Source organism: Streptomyces sp. SS8, from assembly GCF_054072955.1.
Window position 1 is genome coordinate 20,667 of the sequence record NZ_JBSVCZ010000005.1, and the last position, 22,907, is coordinate 43,573.

The 22,907-nt window shown below is 73.6% G+C and carries 23 protein-coding genes; 16 read left to right on the forward strand and 7 right to left on the reverse strand.

Annotated features, from left to right (window positions below; translation table 11 throughout):
* The first annotated feature begins 146 nt into the window (after positions 1-146).
* Complete coding sequence (gene dnaE / locus ACW69E_RS06640) at positions 147-3,689, forward strand: DNA polymerase III subunit alpha (protein WP_457497248.1); 3,543 nt, start codon at positions 147-149, stop codon at positions 3,687-3,689.
* A gap of 89 nt (positions 3,690-3,778) precedes the next feature.
* On the opposite strand, the gene ACW69E_RS06645 is transcribed toward dnaE, so the two are convergent.
* Positions 3,779-3,952 (reverse strand): hypothetical protein, encoded by a 174-nt coding sequence (locus ACW69E_RS06645; protein WP_457497249.1) that lies wholly within the window; start codon positions 3,950-3,952, stop codon positions 3,779-3,781.
* Between the two features lie 317 nt (positions 3,953-4,269).
* Between ACW69E_RS06645 and ACW69E_RS06650 the strand changes: the two genes are divergently transcribed.
* The 4 genes from ACW69E_RS06650 to ACW69E_RS06665 all read left to right on the forward strand — a co-directional run bounded on the left by ACW69E_RS06650 (position 4,270) and on the right by ACW69E_RS06665 (position 8,439).
* Positions 4,270-5,718, forward strand: coding sequence for an NYN domain-containing protein (locus ACW69E_RS06650; RefSeq protein ID WP_457497250.1), 1,449 nt, complete (start codon positions 4,270-4,272; stop codon positions 5,716-5,718).
* Positions 5,719-5,748: 30 nt separating this feature from the next.
* On the forward strand, positions 5,749-6,786 hold the full coding sequence (locus ACW69E_RS06655; RefSeq protein ID WP_457497251.1) for an ABC transporter ATP-binding protein: 1,038 nt from the start codon (positions 5,749-5,751) through the stop codon (positions 6,784-6,786).
* Entirely contained in the window at positions 6,783-7,649 is an 867-nt protein-coding gene (locus tag ACW69E_RS06660) for an ABC transporter permease (protein ID WP_457497252.1), read from the forward strand. Before ACW69E_RS06655 ends, ACW69E_RS06660 begins: the two co-directional genes overlap by 4 nt.
* A gap of 100 nt (positions 7,650-7,749) precedes the next feature.
* The gene (locus ACW69E_RS06665) at positions 7,750-8,439 is read left to right on the forward strand and encodes a hypothetical protein (protein WP_457497253.1); all 690 of its coding nucleotides are present in this window, start codon (positions 7,750-7,752) and stop codon (positions 8,437-8,439) included.
* A 66-nt stretch (positions 8,440-8,505) separates the two neighbouring features.
* Here ACW69E_RS06665 and ybaK read toward each other — a convergent pair whose 3' ends face one another.
* The 3 genes from ybaK to ACW69E_RS06680 form a co-directional block, all read right to left on the reverse strand.
* The gene (ybaK, locus tag ACW69E_RS06670) at positions 8,506-9,009 is read right to left on the reverse strand and encodes a Cys-tRNA(Pro) deacylase (RefSeq protein WP_457497254.1); all 504 of its coding nucleotides are present in this window, start codon (positions 9,007-9,009) and stop codon (positions 8,506-8,508) included.
* A 76-nt stretch (positions 9,010-9,085) separates the two neighbouring features.
* Positions 9,086-9,886 carry an LON peptidase substrate-binding domain-containing protein gene (locus tag ACW69E_RS06675; RefSeq protein WP_457497255.1) on the reverse strand — a complete coding sequence of 267 codons (801 nt, stop codon included), beginning with the start codon at positions 9,884-9,886 and terminating at the stop codon, positions 9,086-9,088.
* An 80-nt stretch (positions 9,887-9,966) separates the two neighbouring features.
* Positions 9,967-11,586, reverse strand: coding sequence for an oxidoreductase (locus ACW69E_RS06680; RefSeq protein ID WP_457497256.1), 1,620 nt, complete (start codon positions 11,584-11,586; stop codon positions 9,967-9,969).
* 174 nt (positions 11,587-11,760) lie between these two features.
* Between ACW69E_RS06680 and hisD the strand changes: the two genes are divergently transcribed.
* The 8 genes from hisD (at position 11,761) to hisF (ending at position 17,764) form a co-directional block, all read left to right on the forward strand.
* The gene (gene hisD / locus ACW69E_RS06685) at positions 11,761-13,080 is read left to right on the forward strand and encodes a histidinol dehydrogenase (RefSeq protein WP_457497257.1); all 1,320 of its coding nucleotides are present in this window, start codon (positions 11,761-11,763) and stop codon (positions 13,078-13,080) included.
* Entirely contained in the window at positions 13,077-14,192 is a 1,116-nt protein-coding gene (locus ACW69E_RS06690; RefSeq protein ID WP_457497258.1) for a histidinol-phosphate transaminase, read from the forward strand. The genes hisD and ACW69E_RS06690 overlap by 4 nt, the downstream gene beginning before the upstream one ends.
* Positions 14,189-14,779 (forward strand): imidazoleglycerol-phosphate dehydratase HisB, encoded by a 591-nt coding sequence (gene hisB, locus ACW69E_RS06695; protein WP_457497259.1) that lies wholly within the window; start codon positions 14,189-14,191, stop codon positions 14,777-14,779. Before ACW69E_RS06690 ends, hisB begins: the two co-directional genes overlap by 4 nt.
* A 175-nt stretch (positions 14,780-14,954) precedes the next feature.
* Positions 14,955-15,119: a hypothetical protein gene (locus tag ACW69E_RS06700; protein ID WP_457497260.1), complete on the forward strand. Its 165-nt coding sequence runs from the start codon at positions 14,955-14,957 to the stop codon at positions 15,117-15,119.
* Complete coding sequence (hisH, locus tag ACW69E_RS06705) at positions 15,116-15,757, forward strand: imidazole glycerol phosphate synthase subunit HisH (protein ID WP_457497261.1); 642 nt, start codon at positions 15,116-15,118, stop codon at positions 15,755-15,757. Before ACW69E_RS06700 ends, hisH begins: the two co-directional genes overlap by 4 nt.
* A gap of 46 nt (positions 15,758-15,803) precedes the next feature.
* The gene (priA, locus tag ACW69E_RS06710) at positions 15,804-16,535 is read left to right on the forward strand and encodes a bifunctional 1-(5-phosphoribosyl)-5-((5-phosphoribosylamino)methylideneamino)imidazole-4-carboxamide isomerase/phosphoribosylanthranilate isomerase PriA (RefSeq protein WP_457497262.1); all 732 of its coding nucleotides are present in this window, start codon (positions 15,804-15,806) and stop codon (positions 16,533-16,535) included.
* Entirely contained in the window at positions 16,532-16,993 is a 462-nt protein-coding gene (locus tag ACW69E_RS06715) for a RidA family protein (protein WP_457497263.1), read from the forward strand. Before priA ends, ACW69E_RS06715 begins: the two co-directional genes overlap by 4 nt.
* The gene (gene hisF, locus ACW69E_RS06720; RefSeq protein ID WP_206346457.1) at positions 16,994-17,764 is read left to right on the forward strand and encodes an imidazole glycerol phosphate synthase subunit HisF; all 771 of its coding nucleotides are present in this window, start codon (positions 16,994-16,996) and stop codon (positions 17,762-17,764) included.
* A gap of 34 nt (positions 17,765-17,798) precedes the next feature.
* On the opposite strand, the gene ACW69E_RS06725 is transcribed toward hisF, so the two are convergent.
* The 3 genes from ACW69E_RS06725 to ACW69E_RS06735 all read right to left on the reverse strand — a co-directional run bounded on the left by ACW69E_RS06725 (position 17,799) and on the right by ACW69E_RS06735 (position 20,107).
* On the reverse strand, positions 17,799-18,509 hold the full coding sequence (locus tag ACW69E_RS06725) for an MBL fold metallo-hydrolase (protein ID WP_457497264.1): 711 nt from the start codon (positions 18,507-18,509) through the stop codon (positions 17,799-17,801).
* An 80-nt stretch (positions 18,510-18,589) separates the two neighbouring features.
* Positions 18,590-19,222, reverse strand: coding sequence for a TIGR03085 family metal-binding protein (locus tag ACW69E_RS06730; RefSeq protein WP_457497265.1), 633 nt, complete (start codon positions 19,220-19,222; stop codon positions 18,590-18,592).
* 51 nt (positions 19,223-19,273) lie between these two features.
* Entirely contained in the window at positions 19,274-20,107 is an 834-nt protein-coding gene (locus ACW69E_RS06735) for a hypothetical protein (RefSeq protein WP_457497266.1), read from the reverse strand.
* Between the two features lie 162 nt (positions 20,108-20,269).
* On the opposite strand from ACW69E_RS06735, the gene hisI reads away from it, so the two are divergent.
* From hisI to ACW69E_RS06750, 3 genes are read left to right on the forward strand one after another with little or no spacing between them, the layout of a single operon-like run.
* A complete protein-coding gene (gene hisI / locus ACW69E_RS06740; RefSeq protein ID WP_457497267.1) occupies positions 20,270-20,653 on the forward strand; it encodes a phosphoribosyl-AMP cyclohydrolase in 384 nt (127 codons plus the stop codon).
* A complete protein-coding gene (locus tag ACW69E_RS06745; RefSeq protein WP_457497268.1) occupies positions 20,650-22,197 on the forward strand; it encodes an anthranilate synthase component I in 1,548 nt (515 codons plus the stop codon). Before hisI ends, ACW69E_RS06745 begins: the two co-directional genes overlap by 4 nt.
* The gene (locus ACW69E_RS06750; protein ID WP_457497269.1) at positions 22,194-22,862 is read left to right on the forward strand and encodes a TIGR02234 family membrane protein; all 669 of its coding nucleotides are present in this window, start codon (positions 22,194-22,196) and stop codon (positions 22,860-22,862) included. The genes ACW69E_RS06745 and ACW69E_RS06750 overlap by 4 nt, the downstream gene beginning before the upstream one ends.
* Positions 22,863-22,907 lie beyond the last annotated feature (45 nt).

Consider the following 22,907-nt stretch of genomic DNA (forward strand, 5'->3'; position numbering starts at 1 on the left):
CGCGGGGGCGCGGCGGCGGCAGGCGCGGGGACGCGCGGGGGCGAGCCCCGCACCCGCCGGGAGGCGGTTCCCGCCGCCCGGCGGGACGTAGACTTCGGACCCGTTCAGGGAACCGCCGCACGCCCGCTCGTTGGAGGACATCCGCCGTGGCAAAACCGCCGTTCACACACCTGCACGTACACACGCAGTACTCCCTGCTGGACGGTGCGGCGCGGCTGAAGGACATGTTCGAGGCGTGTCAGGAGATGGGCATGACGCACATCGCCATGACCGACCACGGCAACCTCCACGGGGCCTACGACTTCTTCCAGCACGCCACCAAGGCCGGCGTCACGCCGATCATCGGCATCGAGTCCTACGTCGCCCCGCAGTCGCGGCGGTACAAGCGGCGCGTCCAGTGGGGCCAGCCCCACCAGAAGCGCGACGACGTCTCCGGCTCCGGCGGCTACACCCACAAGACGATCTGGGCCTCGAACAGGGCCGGCCTGCACAACCTCTTCCGGCTCTCCTCGGACGCCTACATGGAGGGCTTCTTCGTCAAGTGGCCCCGGACCGACCGGGAGATGATCGCCGAGTTCTCCGAAGGCCTGATCGCCTCCACCGGCTGCCCCTCGGGCGAGGTGCAGACCAGGCTGCGGCTGGGCCAGTTCGACGAGGCGCTCAAGGCGGCCTCCGACTACCAGGACATCTTCGGCAAGGGCCGCTACTTCCTGGAGCTGATGGACCACGGCATCGAGATCGAGCGCCGGGTCCGCGACGGGCTGCTGGAGATCGGGAAGAAGCTGGGCATCCCCCCGCTGGTCACCAACGACAGCCACTACACCTACTCCCACGAGGCCGAGGCGCACGACGCGCTGCTGTGCATCCAGACCGGCAAGAACCTCTCCGACCCCGACCGCTTCCGGTTCGACGGCTCGGGCTACTACCTGAAGTCCACGGAGGAGATGTACGCCATCGACTCCTCCGACGCCTGGCAGGAGGGCTGCCGCAACACCCTCCTGGTCGCCGAGCAGATCGACACCACCGGATGGTTCGAGAAGCGGGACCTGATGCCCCGCTTCCCCGTCCCCGAGGGCCACACCGAGGAGTCCTGGTTCCGCGAGGAGGTCCGCCGCGGCATGGCCCGCCGGTACTCCGGCGACGTCCCCGAGGACCGGCAGAAGCAGGCCGACTACGAGATGGACGTCATCGTCCAGATGGGGTTCCCCGGCTACTTCCTGGTCGTCGCCGACTTCATCATGTGGGCCAAGAACAACGGCATCGCCGTCGGCCCCGGCCGAGGCTCCGCGGCCGGCTCGATCGTGGCGTACGCCATGGGCATCACCGACCTCGATCCGATCGAGCACGGGCTGATCTTCGAGCGGTTCCTCAACCCCGAGCGCGTCTCCATGCCCGATGTCGACATCGACTTCGACGAGCGCAGGCGCGGCGAGGTCATCCGCTACGTGACCGAGAAGTACGGTGCCGACAAGGTCGCCCAGATCGGCACCTACGGCACCATCAAGGCGAAGGCCGCGATCAAGGACTCCGCCCGGGTGCTCGGCTACCCGTACGCCATGGGCGACCGCATCACCAAGGCGATGCCCGCCGACGTCCTGGGCAAGGGCATCCCGCTGTCCGGCATCACCGACCCCAAGCACCCCCGCTACAACGAGGCGGGCGAGATCCGGGGGATGTACGAGAACGAGCCGGACGTGAAGAAGGTCATCGACGCCGCCCGCGGCATCGAGGGCCTGGTGCGGCAGATGGGCGTGCACGCCGCGGGCGTGATCATGTCGAGCGAGCCGCTGATCGACCACGTGCCGGTCTTCAGCCCCAAGAACGACGGCGCGGTGGTCACCCAGTGGGACTACCCCACCTGTGAGTCGCTCGGCCTGCTGAAGATGGACTTCCTGGGCCTGCGCAACCTCACGATCATGGACGACGCCGTCAAGCTGGTGAAGGCCAACAAGGGCGTCGACATCACCCTGCTCGACCTCACGCTGGACGACCCCAAGACCTTCGAACTGCTCCAGCGCGGCGACACCCTGGGCGTCTTCCAGTTCGACGGCGGCCCCATGCGCTCCCTGCTGCGCATGATGAAGCCCGACAACTTCGAGGACATCTCCGCGGTCTCGGCCCTGTACCGGCCGGGCCCGATGGGCATGAACTCCCACATCAACTACGCGCTGCGCAAGAACGGGCAGCAGGAGATCACCCCGATCCACCCGGAGCTGGAGGAGCCTCTCAAGGAGGTCCTCGACATCACCTACGGCCTGATCGTCTACCAGGAGCAGGTGCAAAAAGCCGCCCAGGTGCTCGCCGGGTACAGCCTCGGACAGGCCGACCTGCTGCGCCGGGCGATGGGCAAGAAGAAGAAGGAGGTCCTGGACGCCGAGTTCGTCAACTTCCAGAAGGGCGCCCGGGAGAAGGGCTACTCCGACGAGGCCATCCAGGCCGTGTGGGACGTGCTGGTGCCCTTCGCCGGATACGCCTTCAACAAGGCGCACTCCTCGGCGTACGGACTGGTCTCCTACTGGACGGCCTACCTCAAGGCGAACTACCCGGCCGAGTACATGGCCGCCCTGCTGACCTCGGTGCGCGACGACAAGGACAAGTCGGCCGTCTACCTCAACGAGTGCCGCCGCATGGGCATCAAGGTGCTGCCGCCGGACGTCAACGAGTCCGAGGCGAACTTCACCCCGCGCGGAGACGACACGATCGTCTTCGGGCTGACCGCCGTGCGCAACGTCGGCCAGAACGTGGTGGACTCCATCGTCGCCTGCCGCAAGGCCAAGGGGAAGTACACCTCCTTCCCCGACTTCCTCGACAAGGTCGACGCGGTGGTGTGCAACAAGCGCACGGTCGAGTCGCTGATCAAGGCCGGGGCCTTCGACGAACTGGGCCACACCCGCAAGGGCCTGACCGCGCACTTCGAGACCATGATCGACAACGTGGTGCAGGTCAAGCGGAAGGAGGCCGAGGGGCAGTTCGACCTCTTCGGAGGGATGGGGGAGGAGTCCTCCGACAGCGGTCCCGGCTTCGGCATGGACGTGGAGTTCCCCCCCGAGGAGTGGGACAAGAGCTACCTGCTTGCCCAGGAGCGGGAGATGCTCGGCCTCTACGTCTCCGACCACCCGCTGTTCGGACTCGAGCACGTGCTGTCCGACAAGACGGACGCGGCGATCTCCCAGCTCACCGGCGGCGACTTCTCCGACGGCTCGATCGTCACCATCGGCGGGATCATCTCCGGCCTCCAGCGGAAGATGACCAAGCAGGGCAACGCCTGGGCGATCGCCACCGTGGAGGACCTGGCGGGCTCGATCGACTGCATGTTCTTCCCCGCCACCTACCAGCTCGTCTCCACCCAGCTGGTGGAGGACGCGGTGGTCTTCGTCAAGGGACGCCTGGACAAGCGCGAGGACATCCCCCGGCTGGTCGCCATGGAGCTGATGGTCCCCGACCTGTCGGACGCCGCCTCCGACGCACCCGTCACCATCACCATCCCCACCGTCAAGGTCACCCCGCCGCTGGTGGAGAAGCTGGGGGAGGTGCTCACCCACCACCGCGGCTCCACCGAGGTGCGGGTCAGGCTCCAGGGCAGCCGCAAGACGACGGTGCTGCGCCTGGACCGGCACCGGGTCACCGCCGACCCCGCGCTCTTCGGCGACCTCAAGGCGCTGCTCGGACCCTCCTGCCTGGCCGGCTGAGACGGGCCGCACGCGCCACGGGGCGCCCCGGTCCTCGCCGGGGCGCCCCGAGCGGTCGGCCGCCGCCGTGCCGTGCGCGGCGGCCGGTGTCAGTTGTGGCCGAAGCGCCTGCGGTGCTTGCGCGCCACGTCGGCGGGGGTGCCCTGCGCTGCCGGCTGCGTCCGCGCCATCCGCTCGGCGGTGGCCTTCGACTGCTCCTGCGTCTCCTCGGCGGCCGTGCGCCTGCCGTGCTGCTCGCGGTTCTCCTTATTGCGCTTGCCCACGATCGCCTCCTGTGCGGATCTCAAAACGATGGGCCGTGCCCAGCCTCGCACGCGTTCGCACGGTGCGCATGTCGGGCGACGCCCCCCGGTGGCCGTCCCCTTCCGCCGGGAAGAGTCCGCCCGCACGGTGGACACCGGCCCCCGCCACGCCGAAGATCGAGCCGGAGCCCATAAGCCCTGTACGGTCGGGCAGACTCGAAACAGACTCCAAGGAGCGGGGCCGGGGCGAGCGCGCCGCGGCCGCGTCAGACGTCACCGGCCCCGGCGGCCGTACCGGCCGTGCCGGTCGTGCCGGTCGTACCGAGAGTGGGTGGAGCGTGGACCGCTGCGTCGTCCTGGTGGACGCCGGATATCTCCTGGGCGCCGCCGCGAGCCTCCTGGCGGGCGAGCCCGCGCGCTCCCGGATCACCGTGGACCACTCCGTGCTCATCCAGGGGCTGCGCGAGCGCGCCGAGCTGGACACCGGCTGCCGGCTGCTGCGCATCTACTGGTTCGACGGCGCCCCCGACCGGGTGCCCCAGCCCGAGCACCGGCGGCTGCGGGTGATGCCGCGTGTGACGGTGCGGCTCGGCGCCCTCACCCGCAGCGAGGGGCGGTGGGCGCAGAAGGGCGTGGACGCCGCCATGCACGCCGAGCTGACGGAACTGGCCCGCAACCGGGCCTGCTCCGACATCGTGCTGGTCACCGGGGACGGCGATCTGCTGCCCGGGCTGATGTCCGCCAAGGAGCACGGCGTGGCCGTCCACCTGTGGGCGGTCCAGGCGGCCGACGGCGACTACAACCAGTCCGAGGACCTGGTGGCCGAGGCCGACGAGCGGCGCGTCCTGGACCGGGCCTGGATCACCCGCGCCGTACGGGCCAGGGACCTGACCGGGGTCTGCCCGCCCCAGCAGCCCGAGATCGCCGCCATCCTCTCCGCCCCACTGCCCGAGCCCGCCCCCTCCGGCGGGAGTACCCCGGCCGCCGCCTCCGGCGGCACCGGCCTCCCCGCGCCGGACGCCGCCGGAGCCGCGGGCACGGCGGACGCCGCGGGCGCCGGGAACGGCACCGCTCCGGTCCCGGCCCCGGCTCCGGCCCCCGGCGGGAACCGCGCCGCGGCCCCCGTGGCCGGGGAGTTCGGCGAGAAGACGGCCCCGGGACCGGCGGGAGGGCTCGCGGGCGGGGAGGGGGAGGGCCTCGTCGACGATTTCGAAGAAGGGCTCGGGAAAGAGCTCGGGGAAGGGCTCGCGGAAGGGGAGGGGCGGACCGCCGACACCGGCCACGGCCGGGGCGTGCCCACCCCCAAGGACCTCGCCGGACTCGGCAGGCCCGCCGCGCACCCCCACAACGCCTCCTCCGCGCCCGCCGGCGCCACCCTGCGCTGGTCCTCCGACAAGGGCTGGGTCGACCGGGGCGCCGCCCCCGAGTCCCCCGAGTCCGCCGCCCTGCCGATGCTGGCCCAGCTCACCACCGCCGAGCAGCGGTGGGCCGACCGGGAGGAGGACATCACCACCGTCAGTGGCGACCCCTTCGAGGTCGGCCAGGTCTTCGCCCGCCGCTGGACCGAACGGCTGGCGAGCACCGCCCATCTGAGGACGCTGTCGGGGGAGTACCCCCGCATCCCGCACCGCATCGACGGCGAGCTGCTGCGCTACGCCGCCCGCTTCGGCCTGCTGGCGCACAAGGACGACCAGATCGACGAGCAGGACCGCTACGCGATCCGGGCGGGCTTCTGGCGCGAGATCGACGCCCGCACCGCGGGCGAACGCGCCCCCGCCGCGGAGTGAGCCCGTGCCGGGCGCGTACCCTCGTAGCTCGTGAGCACGGGCACTGGGCAGGCGGTGGGCGACGGGGTGGACAGCGTGGAGACGCCGGCGGAGGCCGCCGTACGCGTCCACGACCTGGTCAAGACCTACCCCGTACGGCGCGGCCGCCGCGGAGCCCCCGCCACCCCCGCCGTACGGGCCAGCGACAACGTCGGCCTGACCGTCCGGCACGGGGAGGTCTTCGGACTGCTCGGCCCCAACGGCGCCGGGAAGACCACCCTGGTGCGGCAGCTCACCGGGCTGCTGCGCCCCGACTCCGGGCGCGTCGAGGTCCTCGGCCACGATCTGGTCCGCCATCCGCGGCGGGCCGCGCGGCTGCTGGCCTACCTCGGCCAGGAGTCCACCGCGCTGGACGAGCTGACCGTGGCGCTGGCCGCCGAGACCACCGGACGGCTGCGCGGTCTGGACGCGGCGGCCGCGCGGCGCGAGAGCGGCGAGGTCCTGGAGGAGCTGGGGCTCGGCCCGATCGCCTCACGCCCCCTGAAGCGGCTCTCCGGCGGCCAGCGGCGGCTGGCCTGTGTGGCGGCGGCGCTGGTGGGGGAGCGGCCCCTGCTGGTGCTGGACGAGCCGACCACCGGCATGGATCCCGTCGCGCGGCGCGCGGTGTGGGCGGCGGTCGACCGGCGGCGGGCCGAACGCGGGGCCACGGTGATCCTGGTGACCCACAACGTCATCGAGGCCGAGCTGGTCCTGGACCGGGTCGCGGTGATGGACCGGGGCCGGGCGGTGGCCTGCGGCACCCCCGCCGGACTGAAGGCCATGGTCGGCGAGGACGTACGGCTGGAGCTGGTGTGGCGCGACCGGCCGCCGCTGGAGGTCCCCGAGGTCGCCGCGCTGTGCCCGGACGCCGCGCAGACGGGCCGCCGCTGGACGCTGCGGCTGCCTCCGGAGGAGGCGCGTGCGGCGGTCGCCGCCGTCACCGGCGGCCCGGCGTTCGCAGCGCTGGACGACTTCACCCTCGCCACGCCGAGCCTGGAGGACGTCTATCTGGCACTGGGAGGACACACGGAAGGTCTGGTGAAGGCGTGAGCACGGCCGTGGCGAGGACCCGGCGGGAGGCCGCGGAGGCCGCGGAGGCCGCCGAGGCCGCCGGGAGCGCGGGAACCGGCGGGGAGGCGCAAGGGGCGAAGGCCGCCCCGCTCGCCCCGGGCGCGAGGCTGTGGCCCGCCCTGGGCGCCGTCTACCGGGCCCAGCTCTCCCGGGCGCGGGTGGCCCGCATCCCGCTGCTGTTCGTGGCGACCTTCCAGTCGGTCGGGATCATGGTCCTGATGCGCGGGGTCGTCGACGGCGGTCCCGGCGAGGAGGCGCGGGCGGTGGTGGCCGGCTCCAGCGTGCTGGTGGTCGCCTTCGTCGCGCTCAACCTCCTCGCCCAGTACTTCGGCCAGCTGCGCGCCTCCGGGGGCCTGGACCACTACGCCACGCTGCCGGTGCCGCCCGCCGCGGTGGTGCTGGGCACGGCGGGCGCGTACGCCTCCTTCACGGTGCCCGGCACGGCCGTCACCGCGGTGACCGGCTGCCTGCTCTACGGACTTCCGCTGGACGGGCTGTGGCTGCTGGCCGCGGTGGTGCCGCTGGCCGGCGCGGCGCTCGCCGGACTCGGCGCGGCCCTCGGCCTGCTCGCGCCCCGCCAGGAACTGGCCACGCTCTGCGGGCAGATGGGCATGTCGGCGGCCCTGCTGCTGGGCGTGCTCCCGGCCGGAGGTCTGCCGGAGCCGGTCCGGCTGCTGCGGGACCTGCTGCCCTCGACATACGGCGTGGAGGCGCTGGCCGCCGTCCTCGGGCCCCGGCCGCGCTGGGACGAGGTGGTCCTCGACCTGGGGGTGTGCGCCGCCGTCGGAGCCGCGGCGCTGGCCGCCGCCGCATGGGCGTACCGCCGGGCCGCGGTGCGCTGAGGACCGCTCCGGTTCCGCACCCGGCCGCCGCCCGGGCCGGGTGATCGCCGTGTGCGGTACCGCCCGGCGGGCCGGGGGCCGGACCTGGCACGATGGCGGGGTGACCGCACCGACGCCTCCCTCCCCGAACCACGGCTCGTCCCAGTCGCCCCCGCCCTACGACCCGTGGGGGAGCGACCCGCGCGGCAAGGACCCCGGCGGGAACCCCGGCGGAGGCGGGGACGGCGGCGCCCCGGCCGGACGGGAGGTCCTCGAAGCCGCGGCGGTGGCCGTGGCCGTGGCGGTACTGGGAGTGGCGCTCGGGCTGCTGTGGCTGTGGCTGGCACCCAGGGTTCCGCTGATCTCGGACGGCACGGCCGTCTACCTCAAGGACTCCGAGGGCGAGGAGACGGTCGGCGCCGACGGCACGTTCGTCCTGCTGGCCCTGGGCGTCGGCGCGCTGAGCGGGGCCGCGGTCTTCCTCGCCCGGCGCCGCGGCGGTGTCGGCGTGGTGATCGGCCTGGCGGCCGGCGCGCTGGCCGGCTCGCTGCTGGCCTGGTGGCTGGGCGTACAGCTCGGCCCGGACCAGGACGTGGTCGCCCGGGCCGGGGCCGTGGGCGAGGGCAGGGTCTTCGACGCCCCGCTGGAACTCCACGCCAAGGGGGCGCTGCTGGCGTGGCCGCTGGCCGCGCTGGGGGCCCATCTGGCGCTCACGTCCCTGTTCGGCCCCCGTGACCCCGAGCCGGCGCGTCCGCTCCACCCCGGGTGGGGTCCGCCGCCGGACGGCGCGGAGGACCGGCCGGGGGCGTGAGGCCGCTCGGCGTCCGGCGCGCGGCCCCGCTCGCCGCCCCGGCCCGCTGCCGCAGCGGCCGCCCGGCTAACGGGACCGGGCGATCGGCGCCGTCACCGCACCGGTGAGCTTCACCAGATCGGCCGGGGCCAGCTCGATCTCCAGCCCGCGGCGCCCGGCCGAGACGCAGACGGTGGCGTGCCCCTCGGCCGAGGCGTCCACCACCGTCGGCAGGGCCTTGCGCTGGCCCAGCGGGGAGATCCCGCCGCGCACGTAGCCCGTGGCGCGCTCGGCCGTGGCGGGGTCGGCCATCGCGGCCCGCTTGCCGCCGGCCGCCGCGGCCAGGGCCTTGAGGTCCAGCGAGCCGGAGACGGGGACGACCGCCACGGTCAGCGCGCCGTCGACGTCCGCGACGAGGGTCTTGAACACCTGCCCTGGGTCGAGCCCGAGCGCCTCGGCGGCCTCCTCCCCGTAGGAAGGGGCCGCCGGGTCGTGCTCGTAGGAGTGGAGGGTGAAGTCCACGCCCGCCTTCGTGGCGGCCACCGTCGCCGGGGTGCCCCCGGAATTAGTCCTCTGCTTCTTCCTGGCCATTCTCGCCGTGCCTCGCGTCGGTCGGTGTTCGGTGTGCGGTCGCCGTTCCCCGGCGGCGCCGGGGAACGGGGGGTTTTCAGTTCGGGCTGGTCGGCACGCGGGTGAGATCGGCGGCGGGAACGGAGGGGAGCCTGCCGATCAGCGCCGTCTCGCGCCTGAGGATCCTCAGTTCCTCGGCCAGCCGCGTGGCGGTGTCCGGAGCCTGCAGGAGCCGCTGCTTGGCCGGGGTGTCCAGGACGGTGGCGGCGGCCACCAGATACGACACCACCGACGGCTCGTCCGGCAGCTCCTGGCTCCCGGCCAGGGTCCTCTCCCGCGCGCCGGCCAGCTGCTTCTGGTAGGCGCGGAAGGCCCGCAGCACACCGGAGGCGAGCGCCCCCGCCCCCTCGCCGCCGTCCTCCGCCAGCTCCTCGACCTCGCCGACCAGATACGGTCCCGAGGCGTCGACGGACAGCAGCCGGAAGCGGGTGGTGCCGGTGGCCAGCACCTCGTAGCCGCCCCCGTCCCCGCCGTCCCGCTCCCCGTCGCCGCCCATCTCCTCGCCGGCCTCCCCGCCGTCGCCGGAGCGCTCGCGGATGGACGTGGCGTCGGCTACGCAGCCCACCGTGTGGAAGGCGCGCATCGGGTCGGGGCCGAAGCCCGCGGCCGGCCCGGCGGCGGCCCGCGCCGCGGGATCGGGCATCCCGACCGAGGTGGGGGCGACCTCGCGGCCGTCCCGGATGGCGACCACCCCGAAGCGGCGCGGCGCGTCCTCGGGGATCTCCAGCAGGTCGCGCATCAGGGCGCGGTACCGCTGCTCGAAGACGTTCAGCGGCAGCACCAGCCCCGGGAACAGCACGGTGTTGAGGGGGAAGATCGGTAGGCGCGTGGTGGTCACAGCCGCAGCCTACGGCCTCCCCGCCGCGGGGCGCCTCCGTCACCCGCCACCCGTCCGCCGCGCCCGCCGGCCGGGCACGCTCACTGGCGTCTCAGCAGCCGGGTGGCGCCGGCCGCGACCGTGGTGGCCAGCACCCAGCCGAGCATGATCAGCGCCGCGGCCGTCCACTGGTAGGTCCCCGCGGGTTTCCAGTGGCTGTCCTGGCCCAGGTCGATCACCGGCAGCAGCAGGTCCAGGACGTACAGCGGGGCGTTCCAGTGCGGCGACTCCCCCGGTTTGAGCGGGGCCGGCGGCCGCCGGGCGAACAGCACCGTGCCCGAGGCCCACAGCACCGCCATCCACAGGGCGGCCTGGCCCGGCCGGTAGCCGTAGGCGACCGTCCAGTCCTGCAGGTGGCCCCAGAGTTTGGCGGCCAGCGGCAGGGTCTCGCGGCGGCGGCGCTGCTTGGCCAGCAGCACCGCGCGCGCGTCCGCGTCCTCCCCGCTGTTGCGCATCACCGCCGCGAGCTGCTCGTACGGCTCCGGGGCGTACTCCGGTGTCGCCGTCTCCAGCCACCGCAGCCGCTGGGCGAGGGTGAACCGGCCGCGCGGGATCAGGTTCTGGTAGGTGAACCCGGCCATCCACAGCCCCTCGTCCACCGGCCAGCTCTCCACCCTGTCCACCAGGTTGTCCACGGTCGCCCCCGCGAGCACCACCCGGCCGCCGCCCGGCCGCTCGGGCGTGAAGCACAGCTCCGGGGTCTGAATGCGGCGCAGCGACAGCTCCTGGTCGCGCTGGAGGACGAAGCGCGCGTCGTCCAGCACCAGCGAGTCCCCGAACTTCCCGTCGTCCAGCTTCACCCCGCCGGTGCACTCGAAGCGCTTGACGCGCCGCACCATGTGGCTGTGCTCGTCCGGAGGCGGCCAGGAGGTGCCGCCCGGCGGAGTGGTGCCGTGGACGACCGGCAGCCGGCGCGGCCCGGAGGAGGCGAAGTGGGCGAAGTGCTCCACGGTCATCTGCGGCGCGTACAGCGCGTACTGCCCGTTGCCGCCGCGCAGGACGCTGCCGTACATGAACAGTGAGCCGCCGATCTCCGCGCCGCGCAGGCTCACCTCTCCCTGGGCGAGCATCAGGCTGGCCTGGAGGTCCTGGGCGACCTGGATCCCGTCGGCGGACAGCGACCGCACGCGCTCCCCGCGGCCGACCGTCATCTCGTTGAGCATCAGGTCCGTGCCTATGGAGGCGTCGGTGAGCCGGACGCCGCCGGGAATGGTGCAGCGCGGCAGGTGGAGATCGCCCTCGGTGCTCATCCGGGCGGCCTCCAGCCGGGGTATGTGGCAGTCGATCATGCGGGCGGTGACCAGCCGGCACTCGTGCAGCAGCACCTCCTGCTCGAAGCGGCACTGCCGGAACTCGAAGTACGGCTCGACCGTCCCGCCGGACAGGTCCAGCCGCCCCGTCACGTACACACCGGTCAGCTGCAGGGACGCGACACGCCCGAGCAGCGGCGGTGGACCGTGCAGCAGGAGCAGGGCGACGACACGGGCCCGCACCGTCCGCTGCGGACCCCACTCGTGGTCGCCGTTCGGGTCGTCCAGTTCCGCCTCGCCCGAGCGCAGATCGTGCTCGCTGCCGTTGCGGAAGGCCTGCCACATGCCCCACTCGGCGGTGGTCAGCCGGATCCCGGGCGGCGGATCCCCGTTGTTCGGAACATCACTCACGACGTGTCCCCCAAGTCACAGATGGCACTGCGTGACGATCAGTACGCTATCGGTCAGCACTGACATCTGGATGCCCCCTCCAGGCCCACCCGTACCGCGTATCACGCACTGATACGGAGCGCCGGGCACCGGATCGCGTCTGAGACACTGGGATACGTGCTTCGATCCGTATCCATGACCCGACTCGACCTGCGCGGACGCGACCTCGCCGCCGCCGGGGTCGAGCGGGAGCTGCTGCCCCGAGCCGAACTCGACGTCGAGGCCGCCCTGGAGAAGGTGCGGCCGATCTGCGAAGCGGTGCACCATCGCGGCACGGCCGCGGTGATCGAGTACAACGAGCGCTTCGACGGTGTGCGGCTGGAGCGCGTACGGGTCCCGGCCGAGGCACTGGACAAGGCGCTGGCCGACCTCGACCCGGCGGTGCGGGCGGCGCTGGAGGAGTCCATCCGCCGCGCCCGGATCGTCCACCGCGACCAGCGGCGCACCGACTCCACCGTCCGCGTCGTCCCCGGCGGCACCGTCACCGAGCGGTGGGTGCCGGTCGAGCGGGTGGGCCTGTACGTGCCGGGCGGGCGGGCCGTCTACCCGTCCTCCGTGGTGATGAACGTCGTGCCCGCGCAGGAGGCCGAGGTCGGATCGCTGGCCGTCGCCTCCCCGCCGCAGAAGGAGTTCGGCGGGCTGCCGCACCCCACGATCCTGGCCGCCTGCGCCCTGCTGGGCGTCGAGGAGGTGTACGCCGCCGGCGGTGCCCAGGCGATCGCCATGTTCGCCTACGGCACCGAGGAGTGCGCGCCCGCCCAGCTGGTCACCGGCCCCGGCAACATCTGGGTCGCGGCCGCCAAGCGCCTGCTCAAGGGCCGTATCGGCATCGACTCCGAGGCCGGCCCCACCGAGATCGCCGTCCTCGCCGACGGCACCGCCGACGCCCGCCACGTCGCCGCCGACCTGATCAGCCAGGCCGAGCACGACACCCTGGCCGCCGCCGTCCTGGTCACCCCCTCCGAGGCGCTGGCCGACGCCGTCGACTCCGAGCTGACCTCCCAGGTGGCCTCCACCAAGCACGCCGAGCGGATCGCCGAGGCGCTGGCCGGACGGCAGTCCGCCACCGTCCTGGTGGACGACCTGGACCAGGGACTTGCGGTGGTGGACGCCTACGCCGCCGAGCACCTGGAGATCCAGACCGAGAACGCCGCCTCCGTCGCCGCCCGGGTCCGCAACGCGGGCGCGGTCTTCGTCGGCCCCTGGGCCCCGGTCTCACTGGGCGACTACTGCGCCGGCTCCAACCACGTGCTGCCCACCGGCGGCTGCGCCTGCCACTCCTCCGGGCTGTCCGTGCAGTCCTTCCTGCGCGGTATCCACGTCGTGGACTACACCCGCGACGCGCTGGCCGACGTGGCCCACCACGTGGTCACCCTGGCGGAGGCCGAGGACCTGCCCGCGCACGGGGCGGCCCTCAGGGCGAGGTTCGACTGGAAGGTGCCCGAGGGAAAGTGACCGGCATCGACGACCTGCCCATCCGGGACGAACTGCGCGGCAAGTCCCCCTACGGGGCGCCGCAGCTGGACGTGCCCGTACGGCTGAACACCAACGAGAACCCCTACCCGCTGCCCGAGGCGCTGGTGGCACGCATCGCCGAACGCGTCGCCGAGGCCGCCCGTGAACTCAACCGCTACCCCGACCGCGACGCGGTGGAGCTGCGCGGCGAGCTGGCCCGCTATCTGACGCGCACCGCCGGGCACGAGGTCACCGCGGAGAACGTCTGGGCCGCCAACGGCTCCAACGAGGTGCTCCAGCAGCTCCTCCAGGCGTTCGGCGGACCGGGGCGCACCGCGATCGGCTTCGAGCCCTCGTACTCGATGCACGCCCTGATCGCCCGCGGCACCGGCACCGGCTGGATCTCCGGGCCGCGCGAGGACGACTTCCGCATCGACGTGGAGGCGGCGAAGGCGGTCATCGCCGAGCGCCGGCCGCACGTGGTCTTCGTCTGCTCGCCCAACAACCCCACCGGCACGGCCGTCGACGCCGAGACCGTGCTGGCCCTGCACGACGCCGCCCAGGCGGCCCGGCCCTCGATGGTGATCGTCGACGAGGCGTACGGCGAGTTCAGTCACCGGCCCTCGCTGCTGCCGCTGATCGAGGGCCGCCCGAACCTGGTGGTCTCGCGCACCATGTCCAAGGCGTTCGGCGCCGCCGGACTGCGGCTGGGATACCTCGCCGCCCATCCGGCCGTCGTCGACGCCGTCCAGCTGGTGCGCCTGCCCTACCACCTGTCCGCCGTCACCCAGGCCACCGCGCTCGCCGCGCTGGAACACACCGACACCCTCCTCGGTTATGTCCGGCAGCTCAAGGAGGAGCGGGACCGGCTGGTGGCCGAGCTGCGGGCGATGGGCTGCGAGGTCACCGACTCCGACGCCAACTTCGTGCAGTTCGGGAACTTCGACGGCCCCGGCGGCGCCCACGCGGTGTGGCAGGCGCTGCTGGAGCGGGGCGTGCTGGTCCGGGACAACGGGGTGCCGGGCCGGCTGCGGGTCACCGCCGGCACCCCGGCCGAGAACGACGCGTTCCTCGACGCGGTACGCGCAGTACTGAAGGAGAACAACCGATGAGCCGTGTGGGTCGCGTCGAGCGCACCACCAAGGAGACCTCCGTCGTCGCCGAGATCGACCTCGACGGCACCGGGAAGGTCGACGTGTCGACCGGGGTCGGCTTCTACGACCACATGCTCGACCAGCTCGGCCGCCACGGGCTGTTCGACCTCACGGTCAAGACCGAGGGCGACCTGCACATCGACAGCCACCACACCATCGAGGACAGCTCGCTGGCGCTCGGCGCCGCCTTCCGGCAGGCGCTGGGCGACAAGCGGGGCATCGTCCGTTTCGCGAACGCCTCGGTGCCGCTGGACGAGTCCCTCGCCCAGGTGACCGTGGACCTGTCGGGGCGGCCGTACCTGGTGCACAGCGAGCCGGAGAACATGGCGCCGATGATCGGCAGCTACGACACCACGATGACCCGGCACATCCTGGAGTCCTTCGTCGCCCAGGCGCAGATCGCCCTGCACGTCCACGTCCCCTACGGACGCAACGCGCACCACATCGTGGAGTGCCAGTTCAAGGCGCTGGCCCGCGCGCTGCGCTACGCCAGCGAGATCGACCCGCGCCAGACGGGCATCCCCTCCACCAAGGGGGCCCTGTGAGCGTCGCGCGCGCGGCCGCCGGGCCGCTGTCGGGGCTGATGCCCGTGCTGTGCCGCGCGGGCGGAGAAGCTCACGGAGAAGATGCTGTGAGCGTCGCGCGCGCGGCCGCCGGGCCGCTGTCGGGGCTGATGCCCGTGCTGTGCCGCGCGGGCGGAGAAGCTCACGGAGGAAAGCCGTGAGCGGTGTCTCCATCCTGCTGATCTTCGTGGGACTCTTCCTGCTCGGCGGCACCGTCTCCTTCTGGAAGCAGGGGATGCCCAGGGGGGTCGTCACCCTGCTCGGCATCGGCGCCGCCCTGTCCCTGATCGCCGGAATCCTGCGCCTGGAGGTGTGGTCGTGACGGAGAGGAAGAAGGTCGTCGTCTTCGACTACGGCTTCGGCAACGTGCGCTCGGCCGAGCGCGCCCTGGCCCGGGCCGGCGCGGAGGTGGAGATCACCGGCGACTACGACACCGCGATGAACGCCGACGGGCTGCTCGTGCCCGGCGTCGGCGCCTTCGCGGCCTGCATGACGGGTCTGCGCAAGGCCCGCGGAGACTGGGTCGTCGAGCGCCGGCTCGCCGGCGGGCGCCCGGTGATGGGCATCTGCGTCGGCATGCAGATCCTGTTCGGCCGGGGCATCGAGCACGGCGTCGAGGCCGAGGGCCTGGACGAGTGGCCCGGCACGGTCGGCCCGCTCAAGGCGGACGTCGTACCGCACATGGGCTGGAACACCGTCGAGGCGCCCGGGGACTCCAGGCTGTTCGCGGGCCTGCCCGCCGACGCCCGCTACTACTTCGTGCACTCCTACGCCGTGCACGAGTGGGAGCTCCAGACCACCAACCCCGCCATGGCGGCCCCCAAGGTCACCTGGGCCACCCACGGCGAGCGGTTCGTCGCAGCCGTGGAGAACGGGCCGCTGTGGGCCACCCAGTTCCACCCCGAGAAGTCCGGCGACGCCGGCGCGCGGCTGCTGACCAACTGGATCAGCACCCTCTAGCCCCACCCGCCACCACCGATCCCCAGGACCTTAGGACCGCCAGCTGATGAGCACCCACCGTCTCGAACTCCTCCCCGCCGTCGACGTCCGCGACGGACAGGCCGTCCGCCTCGTCCACGGCGAGTCCGGCACCGAGACCTCCTACGGCGACCCGCTGGAGGCCGCCCTGGCCTGGCAGCGGGCGGGAGCGCGGTGGCTGCACCTGGTGGACCTGGACGCCGCGTTCGGCACCGGCGACAACCGCGAGCGGATCGCCGAGGTCGTCCGCACCATGGACATCAAGGTCGAGCTCTCCGGCGGCATCCGCGACGACGCCTCCCTGGCCGCCGCGCTGGCCACCGGCTGCACCCGGGTGAACCTGGGCACCGCCGCGCTGGAGAGCCCCGAGTGGGTCGCCAAGGTGATCGCCGAGCACGGTGACCGGATCGCCGTCGGCCTCGACGTGCGCGGCACCACCCTGCGCGGGCGCGGCTGGACCCGCGACGGCGGCGACCTCTACGAGACGCTGGAGCGCCTGAACTCCGAGGGCTGCGCCCGCTACGTCGTCACCGACATCGCCAAGGACGGCACCCTCAAGGGCCCCAACCTCCAGCTGCTGAAGGACGTCTGCGCCGCCACCGACCGCCCGGTCGTCGCCTCCGGCGGCGTCTCCTCCCTTGACGACCTGCGCGCGATCGCCACCCTGGTACCCGAGGGGGTCGAGGGAGCCATCGTGGGCAAGGCCCTCTACGCCAAGGCGTTCACCCTGGAAGAGGCCCTGGAGGCAGTGTCCCGATGACGGAGTCCGCGGCGGTGGGACGGCAGAACGACGCAGACGGGGAGACGGGCGGGGACGGCCGGCGGCTCCGGCGCGTGCGCGGTGACAGTCCCTGGGAGGAGACCATCGGCTTCGCCCGGGCCGTCGAGATCGGCGACCGGATCCTCGTCGCGGGCACGATGCCCCTGGTCGACGGGACGATCCAGGGCGAGGGCGACCCGTACGTCCAGGCCCGGACCGCCTTCGAGCGCGCCGTGGCGGCCCTGGAGCCGTTCGGCCTGGACGTCCGCTCCGTCGTCCGCACCCGCATGTACATAACCCACGCGCGCGACGTGGAGGAGGTGGGCCGCGCCCACCGCGAGGTGTTCGGCTCCGTCCGTCCCGTCGCGACGCTCGTGGTCGTCTCCGGCTTCGTCGACTCGCGCGTACTGGTCGAGGTGGAGATCGAAGCCTTCCGCACACCGAAGGAGCACGCCTAAGTGTCCCTGGCCGTACGAGTCATCCCCTGCCTGGACGTGGACGGCGGCCGGGTCGTCAAGGGGGTCAACTTCCAGAACCTGCGCGACGCCGGCGACCCGGTCGAGATGGCCAAGGTGTACGACGCGGAGGGCGCCGACGAGCTGACCTTCCTCGACATCACCGCCTCCTCCGGCGACCGCGAGACCACCTACGACGTGGTGCGCCGCACCGCCGAGCAGGTCTTCATCCCGCTGACGGTGGGCGGCGGCGTACGCACCACCGAGGACGTGGACAAGCTGCTGCGCGCGGGCGCCGACAAGGTGGGCGTCAACACCGCCGCCATCGCCCGCCCGGAACTGATCCGGGAGATCGCCGAGCGCTTCGGCAGCCAGGTGCTGGTGCTGTCGGTGGACGCCCGCCGCTGCCCGGAGGGGACGGTGACGCCGTCCGGCTTCGAGGTCACCACGCACGGCGGCCGGCGCGGCACCGGTATCGACGCGGTGGAATGGGCGCACCGGGCCGCCGAGCTGGGGGCCGGGGAGATCCTGCTCAACTCCATGGACGCCGACGGCACCAAGGACGGCTACGACATCGCCATGGTCGGCGCCGTCCGCAAGCACGTCACCATCCCCGTCATCGCCTCCGGCGGAGCGGGGAAGCTCGCCGACTTCGCCCCGGCGGTGGAGGCGGGCGCGGACGCGGTGCTGGCCGCGAGCGTCTTCCACTTCGGCGACCTGCGCATCGGGCAGGTCAAGAACGCCCTGCGCGAGGCAGGCCACCCGGTGCGCTGACCGGCGGTCCGGGTGGCCGGGCGGCCCGTCCGCTTCAGACGCCGTCACCCGCGGCCCGCGCGGCCCCGCGCAGGGCCGCGCCGGCCTCCCGGGGAATCGGCTCGCCGTGCCCGAAGCAGGCGGTCTCCGTCTCCAGGGCGGCCAGCCGGCGGAAGGACTCCAGCGCGCGGGCGCGGTCGAGGTTGAACACCCCCAGGATGGTGCGGCCCGCCACGTTCGCGATCGCGTCCCCCGTGAAGAGCACACCGTGCGCGGGCAGATGGAGCGCGATGCTGCCGTCGGTGTGCCCGGGCGCGGCCACCACCCGGGCCCCGCCGCCGAAGCCGATCACGTCGCCGTCGGCCAGTTCGCGGTCCACCCGGCAAGGCGGGGCCGCGGGCAGCGGGGGCAGGTTCTCGTACAGCTCGCGCTCCCAGCCGGGCGCGTCGGTGAAGTCCGGCGGCGGACCGGGCGCCTCGCCCCGGACGAACGGCGCGTCCAGCCGGTGCGCCATGACGGTCGCGCCGGTCAGCTCCGCGAGTTCGGCGGCGCCGCCGGCGTGGTCCTCGTGGAAGTGGGTCAGGACGATGCGCTCGATGTCCCCCGGCACGTGGCCCAGTCCCCGGACGGCCTCGGCGACGGCGGCCCCGGAACCGGCGGCCCCGGCGTCCACCAGGGTCAGCGAACCGGGGTCGCGCCACAGATACGCCTGGCCGACGGCGAAGGCGAGCATGTGCAGTCCGGGCAGTACTCGGGTGGTCTCCACGGACCACACCCAAGCACGCGCCCGGCCGCCGCGCCGCGCCGTTCACCGTCGGCTTGAACAGCGGGGAGAGCCTCCAGGCGTCAGAGGCCGAGCTTCGCCTCCCGGACGCGGGCCACGGACTTCTCGTCGCCCTCCAGCTCCACCCGCGCCGCCTCCTGCCGGCCGGAGACGAAGAGGAGCAGCTCACCGGGCTCGCCGGTGACGGTGACCACGGGGGTGCCCTTGCGGGCCACCGCCACCTGGCCGTTGGGGCGGCGCAGCACCAGGCCGACCGGGCACCGGCGGCCGTAGGCGCGGGCGGTGGTCTCCAGCCGCCGCCACAGGGCGTCGGCGAGGACCGGGCCGACCTCGCGCGGCGTCCAGTCCGGCCGGGCCCGCCGGACGTCCTCACCGTGGACGAAGAACTCCACGGTGTTGGCCGCCTCGTCGACCTGCTTGAGGGAGAAGGGCGACATCTTCGGCGGCCCGGTGCGGATGAGCTGGATCAGCTCCTCGTACGGCTTGGCCGCGAACTCCCGCTGCACCCGCTCCAGCCGCGGCTGCAGCGCCTTGACGAGTATTCCGCCGGCAGCGTCCGCGCGGCGCTCGCGCACCACGACGTGAGCCGCCAGCTCCCTGGTCCGCCACCCCTCGCACAGGGTGGGCGCCTCGGGTCCGTAGGTCTCCAACAGATCGGCGAGCAGAAGGCGTTCGCGCCGGGCGTGGGTCGACATACGGCCACCCTACGACCGTGTGCCGACCCATGCCACGCACCGCGCCCGGGGTCAGCCCGGCAGCGGCGCGTCCAGCTCCGGGCCGTCCACCTTGTTGCTGAGCGTCAGGGAGCAGGTGATCTGGTCCTCACCGCGGTTGTACGTCAGCAGCGTCGGATAGATGGCGTAGTAGTAGTAGGTCCTGTCCTGCGGCATCCGGGCCAGCCGCTTCTCCACGTCCGCCTTGCACAGCGACATGACCTCCTTCTGCAGCTCCGCCTGGGTGTCGAAGTCGCCGGTGATCGTCTCGTTGGCTATCACCTCGCCGTCGTGGGGCCCGTCGCAGGGCCGCTCCTCGACCCCGGTGACATCGCTGCTCAGCGCCGGGTGGTCGAAGCAGGTGCCCGGGTCGAGCACCACGTACAGCACGAGGTCGCTGGGCATCGCGTCGGGCGTGGGCGCGTCCGTGGACGGCTCCCGCACCGGCTCGTCGCTCGCCTCGGCGGTGGGGGAGGGCTCGGCGGAGGCGGAGGCGCTGGGCGTGCCGTCCGGCTCCGCCCGGTCCTCGCCGCCCCCGCCGTCGGCGGCCAGCAGCACGCCCCCGACGATCAGCCCGGCGACGAGCACCGCGGCGATGATGATCGCGGCGACCTTTCCGCCGTTGCCCCCACCGCCTCCGCCCGGCGGGGGAGGGTAGGGGCCGGGCGCGCCGGGGCCACCGGGGTAGCCGTAGCCGCCGGGCCCTCCCGGGGCTCCGGGCGGCCCGGGAGGCCCTCCCGGAGCCGGGTAGCCGTACCCGCCCGCGGGCGGACCGGGCTGCTCGGGCGGACCGAAGCCCTGCGGCGGACCGAAACCGCCGCCTGGACCGGGGTTGTGTGCGCCGTTGGGCGGCGGTGGATAGCTCATGGCGGAAGGATGCCGTACCGCACGGACATGCCAAGTCCCGGGTGCGTCACAACACTGCCACAGGGCCGTGCGGCCCCGTGGCGCGCGCATCCGCGGGCCGCGCCCGTCCCGGTCCTCGGGAGGGGTTCGCGGCGGGCGCCGCGGCGGCGGCACAATGACCCCATGCCCCGATCCCCACTCGACCCCGCCGTCGCCGCCCGCCTCAAGCGCAACGCCGACGGCCTGGTGCCCGCCATCGCCCAGCAGTACGACACCGGTGAGGTGCTGATGCTCGGCTGGATGGACGACGAGGCCCTGCACCGCACCCTCACCACCGGCCGCTGCACCTACTGGAGCCGCAGCCGCGGCGAGTACTGGGTCAAGGGCGACACCTCCGGGCACGTCCAGCACGTGAAGTCCGTGGCCCTGGACTGCGACGGGGACACCGTGCTGGTGAAGGTCGACCAGGTGGGCGCCGCCTGCCACACCGGGGACCGCACCTGCTTCGACGCCGGTGAGCTGCCGCCGGGCGGCCCCGCGACGGCGCGGGAGGAGAGCCCGGCATGACCGCCCAGACCACTTCCCGGAGCACCTCCCACGGCACCTGCCCGGACCTGGAGACCTTCCGCACGCTGGCCAGGGACCGCCGCGTCATCCCGGTCACCCGGCGCCTGCTGGCCGACGGCGACACCCCCATCGCGCTGTACCGCAAACTCGCCGCCGAGCGCCCCGGCACCTTCCTGCTGGAGTCGGCCGAGAACGGACGCACCTGGTCGCGCTACTCCTTCGTCGGCGTGCGCACCTTTGCCACCCTCACCGTGCGCGACGGGCGGGCCCACTGGCTGGGCGCCCCGCCGGTCGGCGTCCCCGCCGACGGGGATCCGCTGGAGGTCCTGCGGGCCACCGTCGAGGCCCTGCACACCCCCCGCGACCTGCACCGCGACGCCGACCTGCCGCCCTTCACCGGCGGCATGGTCGGATACCTGGGCTACGACGTCGTGCGGCGCCTGGAACGCATCGGCGACAGCACCCGCGACGACCTGGGGCTGCCCGAGCTGACCATGATGCTCACCTCCGACCTGGCGGTCCTGGACCACCGCGACGGCACGGTGCTGCTGATCGCCAACGCCATCAACCACAACGACCTCGACACCGGAGTGGACCAGGCCCACGCCGACGCCGTGCGCCGCCTGGACGCCATGGCCGCCGACCTGGCCCGGCCCGCGCCCGCCATGGCCGCCCCGCTGCCGGCGCCGGAACTGCCCGGGTACGCGGCCCTGTGGGGCGGGGCGGCCTACCGGGAGGCGGTGGAGGAGATCAAGGAGCGCATCCGCGCGGGCGAGGCGTTCCAGGTGGTGCCCTCGCAGCGCTTCCAGGCGCCCTGCCCGGCGAGCGCGCTGGACGTCTACCGCGTGCTGCGCGCCACCAACCCCAGCCCGTACATGTACCTGCTGCGCCTGGACGGCTTCGACGTCGTCGGCTCCAGCCCCGAGGCCCTGGTGAAGGTCGAGGACGGGCACGCGATGATGCACCCCATCGCCGGGACCCGCCCGCGCGGGGCGACCCCGCAGGAGGACGCGGCCCTGGCCGAGGAGCTGCTGGCCGACTCCAAGGAGCGCGCCGAGCACCTGATGCTCGTCGACCTGGGCCGCAACGACCTGGGCCGGGTCTGCGAGCCGGGCAGCGTCGAGGTCGTGGACTTCATGTCGGTGGAGCGCTACAGCCATGTGATGCACATCGTCTCCACGGTCACCGGGCGGCTGGCGAAGGGCCGTACCGCCTTCGACGCGCTCACCGCCTGCTTTCCGGCCGGCACCCTCTCCGGCGCGCCCAAACCGCGCGCGATGCAGATCATCGAGGAGCTGGAGCCGACCCGGCGCGGCCTGTACGGCGGCTGCGTGGGCTATCTGGACTTCGCCGGCGACGCCGACACCGCCATCGCCATCCGCACCGCGCTGCTGCGTGACGGGACGGCGTACGTCCAGGCGGGCGCCGGGGTGGTGGCGGACTCCGACCCCGCGGCGGAGGACACCGAGTGCCGCAACAAGGCCGCGGCGGTGCTCAGGGCGGTGCACACCGCCGGGCGGCTCGGCGGTAGCGTGGTGGAGTGATTTCCCCGCACACGCCCCCTTCCTCCCCCGAACCCGCCTCCCGCTCCGGGGCCTCACCGGGCGCGCGGCGTGCGCTGGGCGCCGCGCTGACCGCCGGCGCGCTGGGCGCCGCCGCGGTGCTCGTGGCCGCCGGGCGGGTCTGGGGCGAGGGCACGGCCGTCCTGGCCCGCGGCGAGGTGCCCGTCCGGGTCGAGGGCGGCGAGGTGACCGGGCTGCCCAGCGCCCTGGCGCTGGTCGGCCTCGCCGCGCTGGTCGCCGTCTTCGCCGTACGCCGAGCCGGCCGCGCGCTGGTCGCCGCGCTGCTGGCGCTGTGCGGCGCGGGCACCGTCGCCGCCGCCCTCCTGGGCGCGGGCGACCGGAGCGCGCTGGAGGCGAAGGCGGCCGAGGCCAGCGGGCTGACCCGTGGCGCGGTCGAGGCCGTCTCCTTCGGCCCGTGGCCCTATGTCGCCGCCCTGGGCGGCGCCGGGCTGCTGGCCGCCGGGCTGCTGGCGCTGCGCCACGGGAGCCGCTGGCCCGCGATGTCGGGCCGGCACGAGCGCGCGGGCGGCGCCACAGCGGCCGCGGGCCGCCGGGCGGCCCCCGACCCGGACCGCCCCGAGGAGCTGTGGAAGGCCCTGGACCGCGGAGAGGACCCCACCACCGGGAGCGGCGGAAACCGGTCCTGACACAATGGCTGGTGAGCGAGCCAGATCGGACCTACGAGGAGCACT